The sequence below is a fragment of the Bradyrhizobium sp. CSS354 genome (assembly GCF_029051725.1).
Classification (GTDB): Bacteria; Pseudomonadota; Alphaproteobacteria; order Rhizobiales; family Xanthobacteraceae; genus Bradyrhizobium.
Window position 1 is genome coordinate 496,149 of the sequence record NZ_JAACFU010000006.1, and the last position, 18,954, is coordinate 515,102.

Here is an 18,954-nt window from a genome sequence, read left to right on the forward strand (position 1 = left end):
TCGGCGACGCCCTAGCCTGGGTGTATCGAACCGGCACCGCAACTGCGATATCGCGGGGCAACAACCGCAAAACATATTTGCGTGTTTACGCCCCCGGGTTTTGCCAGTCGGCCAAGATGGGCTATGCTGGCGCCTTCGTCGAGGACGAGAATGAGACGTCGGGAGTTGATGTGGGACACCACCGACAGACGGGGCTGCATCCATGATGACGTTACCGAGACTGGCGGCGGAATCCCTGGAGAAGACGCTGGGTTCGTTCATGCGCCGCAGGTACGGCGATTCTCCGGCAAACATCGTCGAGAGCGCAACCCGCACCGCGATGGAATGCATCGGAAACAGCGACGCTCTCTATCATAATGTCGAACATACGATGCTGGTCACGCTCGCGGGCCATTCCATCCTGAGCGGCCGGTATCTTCATATTCATCTCTCGGCCGAGGATTACGTCCACGTCCTGATCGCGTGTCTTGCCCATGACATCGGCTATGTCCGCGGCTTGTTCGAAGAAGATGACGAGGACGGTTTTTTGGTCGATGCGGCAGGCACCAAGGTCTCGCTGCCCCGCGGCTCATCAGATGCCAGCCTGATGATGTATCATGTCGACCGATCCAAGCTGTACGTCATGCGCCGGCTGCAGCACATTCCAGGGCTTGATCCGGAACGCATCGCCCGCGCCATCGAGGGGACACGGTTTCCGGCCCGGGAAGGCCAGGACTATGACGACGACGCCTCGATCCTGCGCGCCGCCGACTTCATCGGCCAGCTCGGCGACCCCAATTATCTGCGCAAGGCCAACGCGCTCTACTACGAATTCGAAGAGGTCGGCATGAACCGCCAGCTCGGCTACGATTCGCCGGCCGACATCGTGAACCGCTATCCGCAGTTCTATTGGAATAGCGTCGCGCCGCACATCCAGACCGAGATCGGCTACCTCAACAAGACCGAGATCGGCCGCCAGTGGATCGCCAACCTCTACAGCAACGTGTTCCGCGCCGAGCGCGACATCACGTTGTCCGGGCCGCAAAAATAGCTTCGCCTTGTAATGCAACAAAAAACAATCACCACCGATATCCTCGACATCGTCTATCGCGAATACGGCGCGCCGGACGGCTGGCCCTGCATCATGGGTCACGGCTTTCCTTACGACGTGAACGCCTATGCCGAGACCGCGCCGATCATTGCGCAAGCGGGCGCGCGGGTGCTGGTACCCTGGCTGCGCGGCTACGGGCCGACGCGATTCCGCTCCGCTGCGACATTGCGCTCCGGTGAGCAGGCGGCGCTGGGCGCCGATCTCCTGGCCTTCATGGATGCGCTTGGAATCTCGCGCGCAGTGGTCGGCGGCTACGACTGGGGCGGGCGCGCGGCCTGCGTGGTCTCGGTGCTGCATCCGGAGCGCGTGATCGGCCTCGTCTCGGGCAATTCTTACAACATCCAGAACATCGCGCGTTCGATGGAGCCGGCTTCGCCAACGGAGGAGGCGGCGCTCTGGTATCAATATCTCTTCCACAATGAGCGCGGCCGCCGCGCACTGGAGCGCAACCGGCGCGGTTTTGCGCGCCAGCTCTGGTCGATGTGGTCGCCGAAATGGGCGTTCGACGACGCGACGTTCGAGACCACCGCAATGTCCTTCGACAATCCTGATTTCGTCGATGTCGTGATCCACTCCTATCGACATCGTTACGCGCTGGTCGCGGGCGATCCCGCCTATGCCGCGATCGAGGCGAAGCTCGCCGCCCAGCCGCCGGTTCGGGTGCCGACCATCGCGATCGACGGCGACAGCGACGGTGTCAATTCCGGCACCGCGCACCATGCACGCAAATTCGAGGGCTTTTTCGAGCGGCGCGTCTTTACAGGGGCCGGCCACAATTTGCCGCAGGAGCGGCCGGCCGAATGGGCGCGGGCCGTGCTCGATGTGCGGAAAGCGGCCTCATAGAGCCGGGTTTCTCGTCCCTCAGTCTTGCCGCTCTCGCGGATTCCAATTTTTCCTGATCCCGGGAACCTTTTCCAATCGCAGCCGTCCAAGCTGTGGGGCCGCTTTCTGTACGCGGTTCGTTGCAGGAGAGGTTTTCGATGAAGACGCAAACGCGCAGGCTGGAGCGTGTCGCCGTCGCGCAAGCGCCGACCGAACGGCCCGAGAGGGCGGAGGTCGAGCAGGCGATCCGGACCATGATCCGCTGGGCCGGCGACGATCCCGCGCGCGACGGTCTGCGCGAAACGCCGGACCGGGTCGCCCGCGCCTTCGAGGAGTATTTCTCCGGCTATGCGCAGGACCCCACCGAAATCCTGCAAAAGACGTTTGAGGAGATCGAAGGCTATGACGAGATGATCGTCCTGCGCGGCGTTCGCTTCGAAAGCCATTGCGAGCACCACATGGCACCGATCGTCGGCCGCGCCTGGGTCGCTTATATTCCGCAAGGGCGCGTCGTCGGCATCTCCAAGCTCGCGCGTCTCGTCGACATCTACGCCAAGCGCCTTCAGATCCAGGAGAAGATGACGGCGCAGATCGCCAACACGATCAACGATGTGCTGAAGCCCGAAGGTGTCGGGGTCATCATCAAGGCAACGCATCACTGCATGACCACGCGCGGCGCGCACAAGCCCGGGACCGATCTCGTCACCAGCCGCATGCTCGGCGTGTTCCGCGATAATGCGTTGACCCGCCAGGAGCTGCTGGGGCTGGCCAATTCGGACGATTGATCCGCGACGGCTCAAGGAGGCAATGCCATGACCGAGGACAAGAAGCCAAGCGGCCCCGACCTGAGCCGAGGCGTGACGCTCGCCGCGTTCAAGGATGGCAAATTGCTCGGCCATGTCGGCGAGGAAGACGTCCTGCTGGTGCAGGCCGGCAGCGAGATCTTTGCGATCGAGCCGGCCTGCAGCCACTATCACGGTCCGCTCGCCGAAGGACTCGTGGTTGGCGACACCATCCGCTGTCCCTGGCATCACGCCTGCTTCTCCTTGCGGTCAGGCGAGGCGACCCGTCCGCCGGCGCTGAATGCGTTGGCGGTATGGGAGGTCTCGCGCGATCAGGACAAGATCGTGGTTCAGCGCAAGCGCGAGATGCCGAAGCCTTCGGTGCCTCACCGGACAGCGCCAACGCCGGAAAAATTTGTCATCATCGGCGGCGGCGCGGCGGGTTTCGCGGCGGCGGAGACGCTCCGTCGCGAGGGCTTTGCCGGCGCCATCACGATGCTCAGCAATGACAGCGCGATGCCGGTGGACCGGCCCAATCTGTCCAAGGATTACCTGGCCGGCAACGCGCCGGAGGATTGGCTGCTGCTGCGGGGCGAGGACTATTATCGGGACGCCGGCATCGATCTCAGGCTCAACACGAATGTCGCCGCGATCGAGGCGAAGACGCGCAGCGTGACGCTGGGCAACGGCGACAGGCTGCCGTTCGACCGGCTGCTGCTCGCGACTGGCGCCGAGCCGGTCAGATTGCAGATTCCGGGTGCCGACCAGCCTCATGTCTACACCCTGCGCTCCGTCGCCGACAGCCGCGCCATCATCAAGGCGGCCGGCAGCGCCAAGCGTGCGCTGGTGATCGGCGCCAGCTTCATTGGCCTGGAAGTTGCGGCCTCCTTGCGGGCACGCAAGATCGAGGTGCACGTGGTCGCGCCGGACGAACGGCCGATGCAGAAGGTGCTCGGTCCCGAGATGGGCGACTTCGTGCGCGCGCTGCATGAGGAGAACGGCGTCAACTTCCATCTCGAGGACACGGTGGAAAAGCTGGACGGCACGCGCGCCACGTTGAAGAGCGGTGGCGTGATCGAGGCCGAACTGGTCGTGGTAGGCATCGGCGTCAAGCCGCGCCTTGCGCTCGCCGAGCAAGCGGGGCTTGCGGCCGACCGGGGCGTCAGCGTCAGCGAATATCTTGAGACCAGCATAGCCGGTATCTTCGCGGCCGGCGACATCGCGCGCTGGCCCGATCCGCATTCGCGTCAAACCATCCGCGTCGAGCACTGGGTCGTGGCGGAGCGGCAGGGCCAGACCGCGGCACGCAACATGCTCGGCAAGCGCGAGCGGTTCGAAGCCGTGCCGTTCTTCTGGTCGCAGCACTATGACGTGCCGATCAACTATGTCGGCCACGCCGAGAGTTTTGACGACATCGCGATCGACGGCAGCATTTCCGGCAAGGACTGCCTGCTGAAGTATCGCAAGGGCGGCCGCGTCCTTGCGGTTGCTTCAATTTATCGGGATCTCGACAATCTCAAGGCCGAGCTGGAGATGGAGCGGAGGCGCGGCTGAGGCGCCGCTTCCGATGTTGATTTGCGTCAATGTTGCTGCCCGCGAGGGCTGCTGTGCTGGCTGTCTCCGGTGCGGCGCGCGCTATTCTGGCCTGTGCCCGCTGGCTTCCCATGCAGGAGTGGCCCCTCATGACAAATGCCTCGGATATCTCCCATCCTTCCAGCCTGGGCTCCGGCATCGGGGCCTTGCATGGCAAATGGGGATGGATCGTCGCTCTCGGCGTGGTCTATCTCATTGCCGGATTCGTCGCGCTCGGCAGCATGGTGATGGCGACTGTGGCGAGCGTGATCGTGGTTGGCGCCATGATGATCGTCGCAGGCGCGGCCGAAATCATCGGTGCGTTCCAGATGAAGAGCTGGGGCAAGTTCGTGATCTGGGCCTTGCTCGGCGTGCTCTACATCGTCGCGGGCTTCCTGACCTTCGAGAACCCGCTGTTTGCTGCGGCGCTGCTGACCCTGTTCCTTGGCGCCTCGCTGCTCGCCTCCGGCGCGGTCAGGCTGTTTCTCGCCTTCAGCATGAAGCGCGAAAGCCCGTGGGTCTGGGTGGCGCTATCGGCCGTCATCACGCTGCTGCTCGGGCTATTGATCCTGGCACGTTGGCCGGTGAACAGCGTCTACATCCTCGGCCTGTTTCTCGGCATCGACCTGATCATGGCGGGCGCGGGCTGGGTCAGCCTGGGCTTCAGCCTGAAGCGACGGCACTGATCAGCAACTCGACGCAAGACCCTCTCGCGGAACTCCGCTGATCTGACGTGCTGGCAAAAAGCAGCACGTCGCGCTTTCCGACTAGCGCGGCGATCATCACCGGGGAGAAACCATGAAAGCCGCTTTGGCCCTGGCTGCAGCGCTGGCTGCCTGCCTGTCCACGCCTGTCTCCGCGCAAAAATCCTACGGTCCCGGCGTCAGCGACACCGAGATCAAGATCGGCAACACCATGCCCTATAGCGGCCCCGCATCGCCGCTCGGCATCACCGGCAGGGTGATCTCGGCCTATTTCGACGAGGTCAACGAGAAGGGCGGGATCAACGGCCGCAAGCTCAATCTCCTGTCGCTCGACGACGCCTTCTCGCCGCCGAAGACCATGGAAGCGGCGCGGCGGCTGGTCGAGGGCGACGGCGTCGCCTTCATCTTCGCGACCATGGGCACCGCGCCGAGCTCGGCGATCGCGAAATATCTCAACAGCAACAAGGTGCCGCAACTGTTTCTGATCAGCTCGGCCTCGAAGTGGAACGACCCCGCCAACATGCCCTGGTCGATGGCGCTGCCGTGGGCACCGAACTACACCAGCGAGGCCGCCATCGACGTCGCCTATGCCCGCGCCAAGAACCCGAATGCGCGCTTCGCGGTGCTCTATCAGAACGACGACGCCGGCAAGGAATATCTGCGCGGCGTCAAGGAAGCGCTTGGTGCCGACGCCGACAAGGCGATCGCGATGGCGTCGAGCTTCGAGGTGGCCGACCCCACCGTCGATTCCCAGGTGCTGACGCTCGCCAACACCAAGGCCGACGTATTCATGATCTATTCGGTGACGCCGCGCGCCTGCGCCCAGGCGATCCGGAAAGCGCATGAAGTCGGCTGGCAGGCGACGCGCTTCCTCGCCTCGGGCTGCGCCAACAAGGCCACCGTGATGGTCCCCGCCGGCCTCGATGCCGGCAAGGGCGTGCTCTCGCTCGGCTCGCTCAAGCCGTTCGTCGAGGCGCCGAAGAACGATCCGGCGATGACGGCCTATATCGACTTCATGAAGAAGCGCCTGCCCAACGCCGACGTCAACAACGTCGCGGGTCTCTACGGCTACACCGTCGCCGAGGCATTGGTGGTCTTGCTGAAGCAGTGCAAGGATAATCTGACGCGCGAGAACATCATGGCGCAGGCGGCCAATTTGAAGAACGTGCCGCTGTCGCTGCTGATGCCCGGCATCACGCTCAACACCACGCCGCAGGATTTCCGCCCGATCAAGGACGGCTATATGCTCGAGTTCAACGGCAACGACTGGATCGTCGCGAGCGAGCTGCTGCGCGGCACGTGAGGGACTGCGGGCGCGACCGCACAAACGGTGCACCCTCTCCCCTTGTGGGAGAGGGTGGATCGCCGCGAAGCGGCGAGCCGGGTGAGGGGTCTCTCTCCGCGCGCGAAGCTGTTTATTGCGTTCGCGGAGAGAGACCCCTCATCCGGCGCTTCGCGCCACCTTCTCCCACAAGGGGAGAAGGGAAGAGGAGGAGACCCCCATGGACTTTCACCACTCCGAACGTTCGCTGGAGTTGCAGGAGCGCGTCCGCCGGTTCATGCGGACGCATGTCGAGCCGGTCGAGGCGCTCTATTACGAGCAGGTCAAGCCGGAAGCGACGCGCTACCGGACGCCGCAGATCCTTCAGGACCTGAAACGGCTGGCGCGCGAGCAGGGGCTTTGGAATCTGTTCCTCTCCGGCGAGCACGGTCCGGGCCTCAGCAATCTCGAATATGCGCCGGTGAAGGAGATCATGGGCCGCATCCTCTGGGCGCCCGAGGTGTTCAATTGCTCGGCGCCCGATGTCGGCAACATGGAGGTGCTGGCAAATTACGGCACGCCGGCACAGCAGGAGCGCTGGCTGAAGCCGCTTCTGGAGGGGCGCATCCGCTCCGGTTTCTCGATGACGGAGCCGCAGGTGGCCTCCAGTGATGCCACCAACATTCAATGCGAGATCAAGCGGGACGGCGGTGACTACGTCATCAACGGCCGCAAATGGTTCACCTCGGGCGCGATGAACGAGGATTGCGAGATCCTGATCGTGATGGGCAAGACCGCGCCCGACGATCCCGACCGCCACCGCCAGCAATCCATGATCCTGGTGCCGAGAGCGACGCCCGGCGTGCGCATCGCCCGCGACATGCTGACCTACGGCTATGACGACGCGCCGGTCGGCCATCCCGAGATCGTCTACGAGAACGTTCGCGTGCCCGCGGAGAACATCCTGCTCGGCGAGGGCCGCGGCTTCGAGATCGCGCAAGGCAGGCTTGGCCCCGGCCGCATCCATCATTGCATGCGGCTGATCGGCTGCGCCCAGCGCGCGCTCGAGTTGATGTGTCAGCGCGCGGTCTCCCGCACGGCCTTCGGCAAGCCGCTCGCAGACCAGGGCTCGGTCCGCGAGGACATCGCACACTCATTCTGCGAGATCGCGCAGGCGCGCTTGCTGACGCTGCAAGCCGCCGACAGGATGGATCGCGAAGGCAACAAGATGGCGCGCGACCTGATTGCCGCCGCCAAGATCGTCGTGCCCAGCATGGCCGCCCGCGTTATCGACCGCGCCATCCAGATCCACGGCGCCGCCGGCGTCTCGCAGGACACGTTCCTGGCGCGTGCTTACGTTTACGCCCGCTTCATCCGGATCGGCGACGGGCCGGATCAGGTGCATCTGGCCGCGGTGGGGAAGGAGCTGATCAAGCGAGGCGGGGTGATGGGCTAAGCAACGCCCTCGGCAGTTAGATCAACACCTTGCCCGCGGCGCTCTTGACCACTGTCACTGGACCAGATGTGCGGGGCGAAGCGGCCTGAATGCGGCGCGCAGCTCGGCGGAGAAAAGCGCCGGCTGCTCCCAAGCAGCAAAATGACCGCCTTTGTCGACCTCGTGGAAGTAGGTCAGGTTGCGATAGGCGCGCCGGGCCCATGTTTCCGGGGCTTGATAGCTCTCGCCGGGGAAGACCGTGATGGCCACCGGCAGCGAGATCTCCGCAGTCTTCTCGGGACCCGCAAGGGCGGGGCTGCGCCCGCTATATTCCCAGTAAAGTCGCGCCGAGGAGGTGGCGCTGTTCGTCAGCCAGTACAGCGTGATGTCGTCGAGCACCTCGTCGCGGGATTTTTCGGAGTCGGTGCCGTCAAATTTCCAATGCGAGAAGCCGGGATGCCCGAGCATCCAGGCCGCCAGGCCGGCGGGGGAATCCGTCAAGCCGTAGCCGATCGTTTGCGGCCTCGTTCCCATCATCAGCGCGTAGGACCGGTTGCCCATCTTGCCGGCCGCACTGAATGCATCGAACGCTGCGCGCTCTTTGGCGGAAAGGTCTGCCGGGGCGGGCCCGCCGGCCGCGAGGATCGCGGCAATCTCGGGCGGGACGATCGCCGGCAAATTGATATGGATGCCGAGCAATCCTGCCGGCGCCAGCCGTGCCATCGCACTCGAGACCGGCGAGCCCCAGTCGCCGCCCTGCGCGACATAGTGGGTGTAGCCCAATCGCTTCATCAGTTCCGCCCAGATGCGCGCGGTGCGGTCAGGACCCCAACCTATATCGACCGGCTTGCCGGAGAAGCCATAGCCGGGCATCGAAGGGATCACGACGTCGAACGCGTCTTCAGGCCGGCCCGCATGGGCCGTCGGATCGGTGAGTGGATCGATCAGCTTGAGCTGCTCGAAAACCGATCCGGGCCAGCCATGGGTTATGACGACAGGGAGGGCGGTGGGATGTTTGGAGCGGACATGAATGAAGTGGATATCGATGCCGTCGATGTTGGTGACGAACTGCGGAAGTCGATTCATCCTCGCTTCGATCTGTCGCCAGTCGTAGGACGTTCCCCAATAGTTGACGAGGGACTGGAGCTTCGCCAGCGGGATACCTTGGGACTGATCGGAAACAGTCTCGCGATCGGGCCATCGCGTCGCCAACACCCGCCGCCGAAGCTCGATAAGGTCCTCCTCCGGCACGGCAATGTGGAAGGGGCGGATTGTGCTTTCGCCGGCGGCCGCCGCGCCACGCAGCGAAAACACGCTCGTGGAAATCACCGCTGCAATTCCAACCGCTGCGGTGCTCAAAAGCGCGCGCCGGCTTCTGTCGATGGTGTTCTCGGAATCGTATGGCATCGGCATGGGACACCCTCCTGGCTTCAGGCGATCGGAGCCTGCGGAGCAGGGCAGTCCTTCGTCTGGCTCTGCAACATGGCTCGGTAGCTGGTCAATAGCTCGTTAAGGCTTGTTAGATGCTGTGAGCAGTTGCGGCTGATGCCGGGCAAGGTGAAGGAAGACAAGCTCAGCATTTCTGTCCCATGTCCTAGACACGGACGGAGTGAACAAGCTGACCGGATCTGTGCGTCGGCTCGTTGTCCCGGAACGTGTTCAGCATCGCGCCTTGCTGCGCAAGGACATTGCAAACTCCCTCTGCGACATCGCGCAAGCAAGCCTTCTCACGCTAGATTGGCTGCCTCCGCCGCAGCGTCGCTGCGATGATCGCTTCTGCAACGACAACGTCGATGAGTATGAAACCACGGCCAGGCCGACGAGCGCACCGATTGTCCTGATTGGTGGCGCCGTGAGAGTCATGTCGTCGCACTATTTCTCTGTCGCTCGTCGTCATGCTGTTGACGCAATGTCTGGCTTAGACGGCGACAACTAAAACACCGTGCTGGACCACTACGGTTCCCACAACGGTTCCGGAGCCAGGGGTTGGCTCCATCCGCAAAATGATTTGCGGCACCGGAACCGAACAATCGAAAATCACAGGAGATATAATGGGGTTCCGATCGAGCGCCGCAATTTGCGGCGCCGTGATTGCGCTTGCCGTTTCCGTTCCGATTGCGCGATGTGAAGCTGGTGGGGTTCACTCAAGCGCTGCCGACAATGCCGCTTCCGGGGAAGCGATCGTTGGCGCGGCATCCATGTACAATCCGTTCAAGCCTGGCAAAGAGGAGGGCGGCCCGAAGACGGCCTCCGGCGAGCGCTATGATCCCTCAGTCTGGTCGGCTGCCATCAAGACGAGCTTGCGTAAGAAATTCGGTGGGGTCCAATTTGGCGCGAAGCCGAAATACGCCCTCGTCGAGGCTGTCGGCAAGAAGGTCATCGTCAGGATAAATGATGTGGGACCGCTAAGGCCTGGCCGCATCATCGACTTCAATGAGCGGACCATGCGCCATTTCGATCCGAGCCTGGAGCGCGGAGTCATTCCTGACGTAAAAGTCCGGCCGCTTGCCGGCGGCGATTGGACCCCCGGACCGGTTGGTTGAATCGCGCAGTACGAACGAAGGTCGCGGGCGCCGCGCCATCGCCATGATGACATCATGGTTTGCTGCGCGCCCGGAGCAGCCATATCTGCGCGTCTAAACTACTAAGCGGCCGTGATCTTCGAAGTCTGGCCTTCGGCTCCTGTGCCAAGGCCATCCACACCCGTCGCCTCTATGCAGAGTTTAAGCGCCCCGCCCAGAGTTGCAGCAGCCAAATCCGCTTTGGCACCTTCCCGCAGAGTTTCCAGCGCCGCTGGGTCGATGTCCTTCATCCAGCAACCCAGAATGATTGTAGCGTTCGGCAATTTACGGCGAAGCCGTCGCACCGAGTAACGCATATGGGCAGGACTACTTGCGTCCATATAGACAAGACAGGCAATGGCGACCCCGGCGGTCTCCAACCGGAAGATATTCGCCGTCGATAACGCTCCCGCTGCTTCAACTCGTGCCGACAAGCCATGCGCATTCGTCAGTTGAGCCAGCATGATCGCAGCGGCTTCGTCGATCGGATTTCGTCCAGCCAGGCAGAGCACGGGATGATCGCCTTGCCATTCGGAAGGCAAGTCCTCCTTGCGCAGAACCCGCAGACTCTCATAAGGCGCGTCCTCAGCCACGCCTTCTATGGCAGATGTAGCTTCGACATCTGTGGTCGGGTTGACCTTCGGCGACGGACGTTCATCCTGCTCCGAAATGTTATTGGCAAATTCTTGGACTGCATCCTTGATTTTGATCAGCCGGTCGGGAGCCAGAGCGCCGCGCTCGGCATCCGCTTGAGCCAGTTGCAGTCCTCGCAGGGCGACTTCGTCGTAATAGGAGCCAAGAGATCGCTCCTTCAAGAACTCCTCGGCCTTTGCCGATGCTTCTGTCGGATCGCCGGCGAGCATCCGCTGATAGAATATCTCAGGCGGAGAGAGCGCTGGTCGGTCTCCAAACATGACGTCCAGGAACTCCAGGCGCTCGACATGGCGGCCCAGTACGACCAGACACACGGTAAGGGGTGTCGCCAGAACGAGGCCGATTGGACCCCAGAGCGCCGTCCAGAACGTCGCGGAAGCCACAACGGCCACCGGCGACAGTCCCGTGCTGTGTCCATAGACCATCGGCTCCAGCACATGGCCGACGACGGGCTCCACCACCACGAACAGCGCGATCGTCCAAAGCAGCATCGTCCAGGTTGGATCGACCGCGACCGCGAGAGCGAGAGGAAAGGCGGCGGCGATGACCGCCCCAATGTAAGGCACGAAGCGCAGCACTGCTGCCAGAATACCCCACAGGATCGCGCTTGGAACGCCGATCAGCCACAGACCCATTCCGATGATGATGCCGAAGCCCCCGTTCACGAGAAGCTGGATGAGGAAAAGCCGGCTGAGGCGGCTCGCCGCGTCATCAAGGGCAGCCGTGGTGCGCTGCAGGTCATCCGAACCGGCCAGCCTGATCAGACGATTACGAAGATCCTCGCGCTGAAGCAAAATGAAGATCACGAATATGACGATGATCCCGGTCGTTGCGAGCGGATGAAGCAATGGTGAAATCAGCGTTTGCAAGCTCTCCAGCGCGCCGGGATCGGGCTGGAGCACTTCCACAGGAACAGGCTTCGGCTGGGCCGCTTTCGGAGCTGCTATGGTCCCCAACGAATTCGCGGCCTCCTTCGGCTTGTCGAGCTCCTTGCTGAGGTCCTTCAACATGCTGGAAGCTCGCTCGAGCGTGCCTCGACCGGCGGTGGTCTCACGGAAGGATTGGATCTTCTCGCTTATTGTGGACTGATATCGCGGCAAATCGCCGGCCAGCTGCGCGAGTTGGGTAGCGAGGAGACTGCCCATCGCAAATATGAATGCGAAGGCGATCACGACCACGCTCACCACAGCCAAACTGCGTGGAATGCGCAGACGCTGAACCAGTCGAACCAGGGGCGCCAGCACGAAGCTGAGCAAGACAGCCAGCGCTATCGGAATGATGATCTCGCGACCATAATACAGCACCATGACAATGATCGACGCGAGAATGGCCATCGCCACGGCGCTCAATAGGGAAATCAGCTCTTCCGGTGTTCGTGCTTTGAATGGCTGCCTGATCACAGCTCCTCGCTAGGCCGGGAAAGACGGCGAGTTGTTGAGGGTTCAGTGAGTTCGGACGGCACATCTTTGGGAAGGTCGTCTAGTCCTGACATGACGCAACCTGTCGAAGTCGATGCATGAGCTTCAGGCCGGTTTGCGAGGCCGGCCACAACTGACCAGGCCCGATCGGCTAGGGCTACGATCCCGACGGGTACGCATTGTTGCCATGAGCATCTGGAGCGGACGATGTTGCGCTGACGGCGGCATTGAATCGGGAGCCCCAAGCCACGTTGGGGATGAACAAGCCACGCCGGGTTTAGTTCCGCGCGCTGCTCCAAGAGCGCGGTATGGCGCCCCGCTTAGCTCGCGCTAGCGACTCGGCGTGTGATCTTTCCGGCCTGCTTGCCGCCGAAAAGCCTGAACATTTGGGCCGCTTCCAAGGATCATTGTCTCCTGCATCGCTTCCGATAAACCCAGGTGGTGGCGATAGCAAAAAGCCGCGGACTGCTCCGCGGCTTTGGTTCACAGGGAGGCGGCCTCAGCCAGCCTTCGGCTTCTCACGATCTGCCGGCCCAGCGCGGAAGGCTCCAGCATTGACATCATGCCCCTGTTTTGCCCGACGAGTCAAATGTCATTTCGTAAAATACGAATAGCTTTGGACTAGAGCCAAGCCATTGATATCGCTATCCCCGGCTACTGTGCATGGGGTTGTTTTCGCGTTTTTTGGTGGAGCGACCCCGCCGCCGGCTCTGCTGGCGATCGACGTGCTGCTACCCCGCCTTGGCGACGCGGCCGTCCGCTGCGCCTGAGCGCAGGTTCTGGAAGAACTTCTCCACCTCACGCGACAGCGTCTCCGCCGTCTCGGTCACGCTGCTCGCAGCCGTCAGCACCGAGGAGGCCGCAGTGTCGGTCTCGCCGATGGCGTCGCGGAGCGAGCTGATGTTGGCGACGAGGGTCTCGTTGCCTTGGGCAGCCGATTGCGCGTTGGACGAGATCTCGCGCGTGGCGGCATCCTGCTGGCCGATGGCGCCGGCGATCGCCGAGGTGACATCGTTGATCTCGCGCACCGCACCGCCGATCTCGCGGACGGCGTCGACCGCGTTGCGGGTGGAGGACTGGATCATCGAGACGTTCTCGCTGATGTCGGCGGTCGCCTTCGCGGTCTGGCCTGCGAGTGCCTTGACTTCGTGTGCGACGACGGCAAAGCCGCGGCCGGCATCGCCCGCGCGCGCCGCCTCGATGGTGGCATTGAGCGCGAGCAGATTGGTCTGCTCGGCGATCGCCTGGATCAGGCTGAGCACGCCGTCGATGCGTTGCGTGGCGGCCGCCAGGCTCTCGATCTCGGCGATCGATTTCTCGGTGCGCTGGCCGGTCTGCTCGACCGCGCTGGCGGATTGCCGCACCTGGCGGCCAATCTCCACCACCGACGCAGACAACTCCTCGGCCGCGCCTGCAACCGCCGTGACGTTGTGAGAGGCCTGCTCGGTGGCGTTCGCCGCCGTGCCGGCGCGGCTGCTCGCGTCCGCGGTGACGCGGGTGATGGTCTGCGCCGTCTCGCGCATGACGGATGCGTTGTCGCTGAGGCCGCGCATGATCGCGCCGATCGCCTCGCGAAACGCGTCGACGGATTGTTCGATGTGGCGGGCGCGCTCCTCGCGCGCGGCGGAGTCCTGCGAAACCTGTGAGGCGAGGTTGCGGTTACGCCCCATCGCGTCCTGGAAGATCTGGATCGCGCGTGCCAGTGCGCCGATCTCGTCGGCGCGGTGGCTGTGGGGCACCACGACGTTCTCGGCGCCGTCAGCGACCTGCTTGATGGTCGCAGTGATGGCGGAGAGGGGACGTGCGATCGAGCGGGCGATGATGACGATGCCGATCACGACGAGGGCGAGCGCCACGCCGGCGAGGCAGGTCAGGACGAAGGACATGGTGCGATTGGTCTCGGTCTCGTGCCCTATTTGCCTCGCGCGCTCGGCATAGACCTTGGACAGCGCCTCGAGATCCTTGTTCAGCGCCGAGCGCACGGCGCGGTTGGCGTCGTTGTCGCCCCATTCGCGGCCCGCGGCCGCATTGATCTCGACGCCGCGGCGCACCAGCTCTTTGCGAAACTCGACGAACTGCTCGATGCGCTTCTTGAACGTGGCGAACTGCTCGGCATCGTCAGCCTTGACGATGGTCTCCCAGCGCTTCACGACGTCGAGGATCTGGGCGTTGAACTTGAGCAGGCCCTCGCCGTATTTCTTCACCACGGCCGGTTCAGTCGACATGTAGACGCCGCGCGATTCCATCACGACCGCGTAGACCAGCGAGTTGACCCGCTCGACATTCAGCGCGGCGGCGTTCGCGGTCTCGATTGCGTTCGTCAGGTCGGCGCCGCGGCGGCTGTTGTAGTCGGACAGCATCGCGATCGCCGCCGTGAGCAGCGCGAACAGCGCGAAGATCGCGTAGAGCTTGGTCGCAAGCGTGAAGCGGCCGGCGAGGCCGGTGGCATTCCCAGATTGGTCGATTGTCATGGTTTTCAGGGGCCCGAATGGCCGGAAGCGGCCCGGAGAGCGCAGTCGTACAAATTGATGCAAAACTATGCAGAATGAAGATGGACGCGGCGTTAACGGCGGGTTTGGCCCCCCTTCGCCCTTGGTCGAAAGAAAGGTAAGATATTTCAGCGTCTTGATCTGAAGGTATAGTCTTGGGATCGGCCCTGGAGTCGGCCTCTGGCCGACGAACCCCGGAGAGACGATTGGTCTACCGCCACACCATCGACGCCACGACCTACACGTTCCCGGATTTGCGCGACTTGCTCGCCAAGGCGACGCCGCCGCGCTCCGGCGACCGGCTGGCCGGGATCGCCGCCGCCAGTGCCGAACAGATGATCGCCGCGCGGATGGCGCTGGCCGACGTCCCGCTCGGGCAGTTCTTGCAGGAAGCCGTCATCCCCTATGAGACCGACGAGGTCACCCGCCTCGTCATCGACAGTCACGACGCCAAGGCTTTCGCGCCGGTGGCTTCGCTGACGGTCGGTGCCTTTCGCGACTGGCTGCTGTCGGATGCCGCGACGCCCGAAATCTTGCGCAAGGTGGCAGGCGGCATCACCCCGGAGATGGCGGCCGCGGTCTCGAAGCTGATGCGCAACCAGGATCTGATCCTGGCGGCGCGGAAATGCGAGGTCACCACCGCTTTCCGCAACACCATCGGCCTGAAGGGCCGGATGAGCACCCGGCTCCAGCCCAACCATCCCTTCGACGACGCCAGGGGCATCACCGCCTCCATCCTCGACGGCATCCTGCTGGGCGCCGGCGATGCCTGCATCGGCATCAATCCGGCGAGCGACGACCCGACCGTGATCGGCCAATTGCTGCGGCTGCTCGACGAGATCATCGCGCGGCTGAAGATCCCGACCCAGGCCTGCGTGCTGACCCATGTCACCACGACGCTGTCGCTGATCGGGCAGGGCGTGCCGGTCGACCTCGTCTTCCAGTCGGTCGCCGGCACTGAGGCCGCCAACCGCAGTTTTGGCATCGACCTCGCGCTTCTCAAGGAGGCGCAAGAGGCCGGGTTGTCGCAGAGGCGCGGTACGGTCGGCCAGAACGTGATGTATTTCGAGACCGGGCAGGGCTCGGCGCTATCGGCCAACGCCCATCACGGCGTCGACCAGCAGACCTGCGAGGCCCGCGCCTATGGAGTTGCCCGCGCCTTTGCGCCCCTCCTGGTCAACAGCGTGGTCGGCTTCATCGGCCCGGAATATCTCTACGACGGCAAGGAAATCATCCGCGCCGGGCTGGAGGATCATTTTTGCGGCAAGCTGCTCGGCCTGCCGCTTGGGATCGATATCTGCTACACCAACCACGCCGAGGCGGACCAGGACGACATGGACAATCTCTTGACGCTGCTCGCTACCGCTGGCGTCACCTTCATCATGGGCGTTCCCGGTGCGGATGACGTCATGTTGAACTATCAGTCCACGTCTTTTCACGACGCGCTCTACGTCCGCGACGTCTTCGGACTGCGCCGCGCGCCGGAGTTCGACGACTGGCTGGCGCAGTCGGGCATTGCGGGTCCCGATTTCCGGCTTGCCGGCGATGCAGGCCTGCTGCCCGATTTCGCCTCACGGCTGATCGCTTGACGCGGCGGAAGCACCAGGCGGCTCGAGGAAACCATTGGTGCCCTAGGGAATTATGCTCATGCCACAATATTGAGAAATTCCGGCGGCAGCATTACGCTATGTGCCTGTCTGGCAATTTCCGCAGCTAAGTCGAGCGTGGCGGGGGAGCTTTGATGCGAGCTGAAAGTAACGGGACGTCCCGGCGGATTCTGTGCGTGTTTCCGCGATACACATCGTCGTTCGGGACGTTCGAGCATTCCTACCCCCTGACCGATGGCGTCCGCGCCTTCATGCCGCCGCAGGGACTTTTGCTGCTCGCGGCCTATCTGCCCGAGGAGTGGCAGGTCAAATTCGTCGATGAGAACCTTCGCCGTACGACGAGGGAAGAGTTCGAATGGGCGGAGGCGGTCTTCGTCAGCGGCATGCACATCCAGCGCCAGCAGATGAACGATATCTGCCGCCGCGCCCACGAGTTCGATCTGCCCGTCGCGCTCGGCGGTCCCTCCGTCAGCGCCTGCCCGGATTACTATCCCTCCTTCGACTATCTCCATGTCGGTGAGCTCGGCGACGCCACCAATCAGCTGCTCGAAATCTTGTCGCGCGACATCTCACGTCCGGAAGCGCAGGTGGTGCTGACCACCAAGGACCGTGTGCCGATGACGGAGTTTCCGATCCCGGCCTACGAGCTCGCCGACGTCAAGAAATATTTCCTCGGCAGCATCCAGTATTCCAGCGGCTGTCCCTATCAGTGCGAGTTCTGCGACATCCCCGGCCTCTACGGCCGCAATCCGCGGCTCAAGTCGCCCGAGCAGATCATCGCCGAGCTCGACCGCCTGCGCGAATGCGGCATGACCGACACGGTCTATTTCGTTGACGACAATTTCATCGGCAACCGCAAGGCGGCGCTGGACCTCCTGCCGCATCTGATCGAATGGCAGAAGAGGACCGGCTACATGGTGCGGCTCGCCTGCGAGGCGACGCTCAACATCGCCAAGCGGCCGGAAATCCTCGAGAAGATGCGCGAGGCCTATTTCGTCACCATCTTCTGTGGCATCGAGACGCCCGACCCCGATGCGCTGAAGGCGATGCACAAGGACCACAACATGATGGTCCCGATCCTCGAGGGCGTGCAAACCATCAACTCCTACGGCATGGAGGTCGTGTCCGGCATCATCATGGGGCTCGACACCGACAAGCCGAACACTTCGGAGGCGCTGCTCGCCTTTGTCGAGGACTCCCGGATTCCGCTGCTCACGATCAACCTGCTTCAGGCGCTGCCGAAGACGCCGCTGTGGGACCGTCTGGAGCGCGAGGGACGCCTGGTCGAGGACGACGGCCGCGATTCCAATGTCAACTTCCTGTTGCCCTACGACGACGTCGTCGCGTCCTGGAAGCACGCTATGGCCGTCGCCTACGAGCCCGAGAAGGTCTACGCGCGCTTCCAGTATCAATGCGACCACGTTTACGTGCACCGCCTTAAGATGCCGAAACCGGACGAGATGAAGACCTGGCCCAACATCAGGCGCGGCCTCGTCATGCTGCGAAACATCTTCTGGAAGGTCGGCGTGCTCGGCGACTACAAGCGCGTGTTCTGGAAGTTCGCGCTGGGCCGAATCAAGCGCGGCGATCTCGAAGGCCTGATCGGCTGCACCCTGATCGCGCACCACCTCATCACCTTTGCGCGGGCGGCCTCGACCGGCCAGCAGAACGCCTCGAACTATTCGATCCGGCTACGCGAGGCCTCCGTCCCCGCCGAATGATGCGACATGTCTGATCCGGCCACCCCGCGTCGTCCGACCCTCGATCTGCGGTCGCTCACGCCCGCGCGCGTCGCACTCGGGCGCAGCGGCGCCAGCCTGCCGACACGGGCACTGCTCGATTTCACGCTGGACCATGCCCGCGCCCGCGATGCGGTGCATGCCGTCTTCGATGCGCCGCGGCTGGTCGCGGATCTCCGCGCGCTCGGCCTCGTCGTCACCGAGGCGAACAGCCAGGCGGTCGACCGCAGGGATTATCTGCGGCGGCCCGATCTGGGCAGACGGCTAGATGCTGGATCAGCAGAGGCTCTGGCGCGGAGCGCCTCGGAGCCGTGCCAACTCGCACTCGTGATCGGCGATGGGCTGTCGGCGGCGGCGGTCCACGCCCATGCGGTCGCGCTCGTGATGCGCCTGCTGCCGTTGCTCGCAGCCGACGATGGTGTCGCGATCGGCCATGTCGTCGTCGCCTCAGGCGCGCGCGTCGCGCTCGGCGACGAGATCGGCGCCATTCTCGGCGCGCGCATGGTGGTGACGCTGATCGGCGAGCGGCCGGGCCTGTCGGCGCCCGACAGTCTCGGCGCCTATCTGACTTTCGCCCCGAAGCCTGATCGCAGCGATGCCGAGCGCAATTGCGTGTCGAACATCCACAAGGCCGGGTTGAGCTATGACGAGGCCGCCTTCAAGATCGCCTGGTTGGTCCGCGAGGGGCTCGCGCGGGAACTGACCGGTGTGGCGCTGAAGGACGAGAGCGCGGACCGCGCGCCGCGTCGAATTGGCACGGCTTTGCCCGGATGAAGGGCATTAAGGCAAAATCGCCATATCTTGATCGATTCGGCCACAC

The 18,954-nt window shown here is 63.5% G+C and carries 15 protein-coding genes; 12 read left to right on the forward strand and 3 right to left on the reverse strand.

Translation table 11 applies throughout. The features are described from left to right. Window positions 1-202 precede the first annotated feature (202 nt). The 7 genes from GWG67_RS17955 to GWG67_RS17985 all read left to right on the forward strand — a co-directional run bounded on the left by GWG67_RS17955 (window position 203) and on the right by GWG67_RS17985 (window position 7,687). Window positions 203-1,030, forward strand: a complete 828-nt coding sequence (locus GWG67_RS17955) for a metal-dependent phosphohydrolase (RefSeq protein ID WP_275170586.1) — start codon at window positions 203-205, stop codon at window positions 1,028-1,030. Between the two features lie 12 nt (window positions 1,031-1,042). Then, complete coding sequence (locus tag GWG67_RS17960; RefSeq protein WP_275170587.1) at window positions 1,043-1,933, forward strand: alpha/beta fold hydrolase; 891 nt, start codon at window positions 1,043-1,045, stop codon at window positions 1,931-1,933. Between the two features lie 137 nt (window positions 1,934-2,070). Then, entirely contained in the window at window positions 2,071-2,697 is a 627-nt protein-coding gene (gene folE / locus GWG67_RS17965) for a GTP cyclohydrolase I FolE (protein WP_275170588.1), read from the forward strand. 27 nt (window positions 2,698-2,724) lie between these two features. Continuing rightward, a complete protein-coding gene (locus GWG67_RS17970) occupies window positions 2,725-4,248 on the forward strand; it encodes an FAD-dependent oxidoreductase (RefSeq protein WP_275170589.1) in 1,524 nt (507 codons plus the stop codon). A gap of 128 nt (window positions 4,249-4,376) precedes the next feature. Continuing rightward, on the forward strand, window positions 4,377-4,952 hold the full coding sequence (locus GWG67_RS17975) for an HdeD family acid-resistance protein (protein WP_275170590.1): 576 nt from the start codon (window positions 4,377-4,379) through the stop codon (window positions 4,950-4,952). Window positions 4,953-5,064: 112 nt separating this feature from the next. After that, window positions 5,065-6,273 (forward strand): ABC transporter substrate-binding protein, encoded by a 1,209-nt coding sequence (locus tag GWG67_RS17980; protein ID WP_275170591.1) that lies wholly within the window; start codon window positions 5,065-5,067, stop codon window positions 6,271-6,273. 199 nt (window positions 6,274-6,472) lie between these two features. Further along, complete coding sequence (locus GWG67_RS17985; RefSeq protein WP_275170592.1) at window positions 6,473-7,687, forward strand: acyl-CoA dehydrogenase family protein; 1,215 nt, start codon at window positions 6,473-6,475, stop codon at window positions 7,685-7,687. 54 nt (window positions 7,688-7,741) lie between these two features. Here GWG67_RS17985 and GWG67_RS17990 read toward each other — a convergent pair whose 3' ends face one another. After that, window positions 7,742-9,079 carry an epoxide hydrolase family protein gene (locus GWG67_RS17990; RefSeq protein ID WP_275170593.1) on the reverse strand — a complete coding sequence of 446 codons (1,338 nt, stop codon included), beginning with the start codon at window positions 9,077-9,079 and terminating at the stop codon, window positions 7,742-7,744. A 196-nt stretch (window positions 9,080-9,275) separates the two neighbouring features. On the opposite strand from GWG67_RS17990, the gene GWG67_RS17995 reads away from it, so the two are divergent. Together GWG67_RS17995 and GWG67_RS18000 are read left to right on the forward strand one after the other, a co-directional pair. Next, on the forward strand, window positions 9,276-9,602 hold the full coding sequence (locus GWG67_RS17995; RefSeq protein ID WP_275170594.1) for a hypothetical protein: 327 nt from the start codon (window positions 9,276-9,278) through the stop codon (window positions 9,600-9,602). A 115-nt stretch (window positions 9,603-9,717) separates the two neighbouring features. Continuing rightward, on the forward strand, window positions 9,718-10,209 hold the full coding sequence (locus GWG67_RS18000) for a septal ring lytic transglycosylase RlpA family protein (RefSeq protein WP_342761047.1): 492 nt from the start codon (window positions 9,718-9,720) through the stop codon (window positions 10,207-10,209). A 101-nt stretch (window positions 10,210-10,310) separates the two neighbouring features. On the opposite strand, the gene GWG67_RS18005 is transcribed toward GWG67_RS18000, so the two are convergent. Both GWG67_RS18005 and GWG67_RS18010 read right to left on the reverse strand, forming a co-directional pair. Continuing rightward, complete coding sequence (locus GWG67_RS18005; protein WP_275170698.1) at window positions 10,311-12,215, reverse strand: AI-2E family transporter; 1,905 nt, start codon at window positions 12,213-12,215, stop codon at window positions 10,311-10,313. Between the two features lie 815 nt (window positions 12,216-13,030). Next, entirely contained in the window at window positions 13,031-14,770 is a 1,740-nt protein-coding gene (locus tag GWG67_RS18010; protein ID WP_275170596.1) for a methyl-accepting chemotaxis protein, read from the reverse strand. A gap of 224 nt (window positions 14,771-14,994) precedes the next feature. Here GWG67_RS18010 and GWG67_RS18015 point away from each other — a divergent pair, with 224 nt between their 5' ends. From GWG67_RS18015 to eutC, 3 genes are all read left to right on the forward strand, one after another. Then, a complete protein-coding gene (locus GWG67_RS18015) occupies window positions 14,995-16,377 on the forward strand; it encodes an ethanolamine ammonia-lyase subunit EutB (protein ID WP_275170597.1) in 1,383 nt (460 codons plus the stop codon). A 152-nt stretch (window positions 16,378-16,529) separates the two neighbouring features. Beyond that, the gene (locus GWG67_RS18020) at window positions 16,530-18,116 is read left to right on the forward strand and encodes a B12-binding domain-containing radical SAM protein (RefSeq protein WP_275170598.1); all 1,587 of its coding nucleotides are present in this window, start codon (window positions 16,530-16,532) and stop codon (window positions 18,114-18,116) included. A gap of 6 nt (window positions 18,117-18,122) precedes the next feature. After that, window positions 18,123-18,908, forward strand: a complete 786-nt coding sequence (eutC, locus tag GWG67_RS18025; RefSeq protein WP_275170599.1) for an ethanolamine ammonia-lyase subunit EutC — start codon at window positions 18,123-18,125, stop codon at window positions 18,906-18,908. Window positions 18,909-18,954: the final 46 nt, after the last annotated feature.

Bases quoted from the DNA above. Each gene is read 5' to 3' on its own strand.
- GWG67_RS17955 (WP_275170586.1), top strand. From the start codon at position 203: ATGATGACGTTACCGAGACTGGCGGCGGAATCCCTGGAGAAGACGCTG.
- GWG67_RS17960 (WP_275170587.1), top strand. From the start codon at position 1,043: ATGCAACAAAAAACAATCACCACCGATATCCTCGACATCGTCTATCGC.
- folE (WP_275170588.1), top strand. From the start codon at position 2,071: ATGAAGACGCAAACGCGCAGGCTGGAGCGTGTCGCCGTCGCGCAAGCG.
- GWG67_RS17970 (WP_275170589.1), top strand. From the start codon at position 2,725: ATGACCGAGGACAAGAAGCCAAGCGGCCCCGACCTGAGCCGAGGCGTG.
- GWG67_RS17975 (WP_275170590.1), top strand. From the start codon at position 4,377: ATGACAAATGCCTCGGATATCTCCCATCCTTCCAGCCTGGGCTCCGGC.
- GWG67_RS17980 (WP_275170591.1), top strand. From the start codon at position 5,065: ATGAAAGCCGCTTTGGCCCTGGCTGCAGCGCTGGCTGCCTGCCTGTCC.
- GWG67_RS17985 (WP_275170592.1), top strand. From the start codon at position 6,473: ATGGACTTTCACCACTCCGAACGTTCGCTGGAGTTGCAGGAGCGCGTC.
- GWG67_RS17990 (WP_275170593.1), bottom strand. From the start codon at position 9,079: ATGCCGATGCCATACGATTCCGAGAACACCATCGACAGAAGCCGGCGC.
- GWG67_RS18000 (WP_342761047.1), top strand. From the start codon at position 9,718: ATGGGGTTCCGATCGAGCGCCGCAATTTGCGGCGCCGTGATTGCGCTT.
- GWG67_RS18005 (WP_275170698.1), bottom strand. From the start codon at position 12,215: ATGGCCATTCTCGCGTCGATCATTGTCATGGTGCTGTATTATGGTCGC.
- GWG67_RS18010 (WP_275170596.1), bottom strand. From the start codon at position 14,770: ATGACAATCGACCAATCTGGGAATGCCACCGGCCTCGCCGGCCGCTTC.
- GWG67_RS18020 (WP_275170598.1), top strand. From the start codon at position 16,530: ATGCGAGCTGAAAGTAACGGGACGTCCCGGCGGATTCTGTGCGTGTTT.
- eutC (WP_275170599.1), top strand. From the start codon at position 18,123: ATGTCTGATCCGGCCACCCCGCGTCGTCCGACCCTCGATCTGCGGTCG.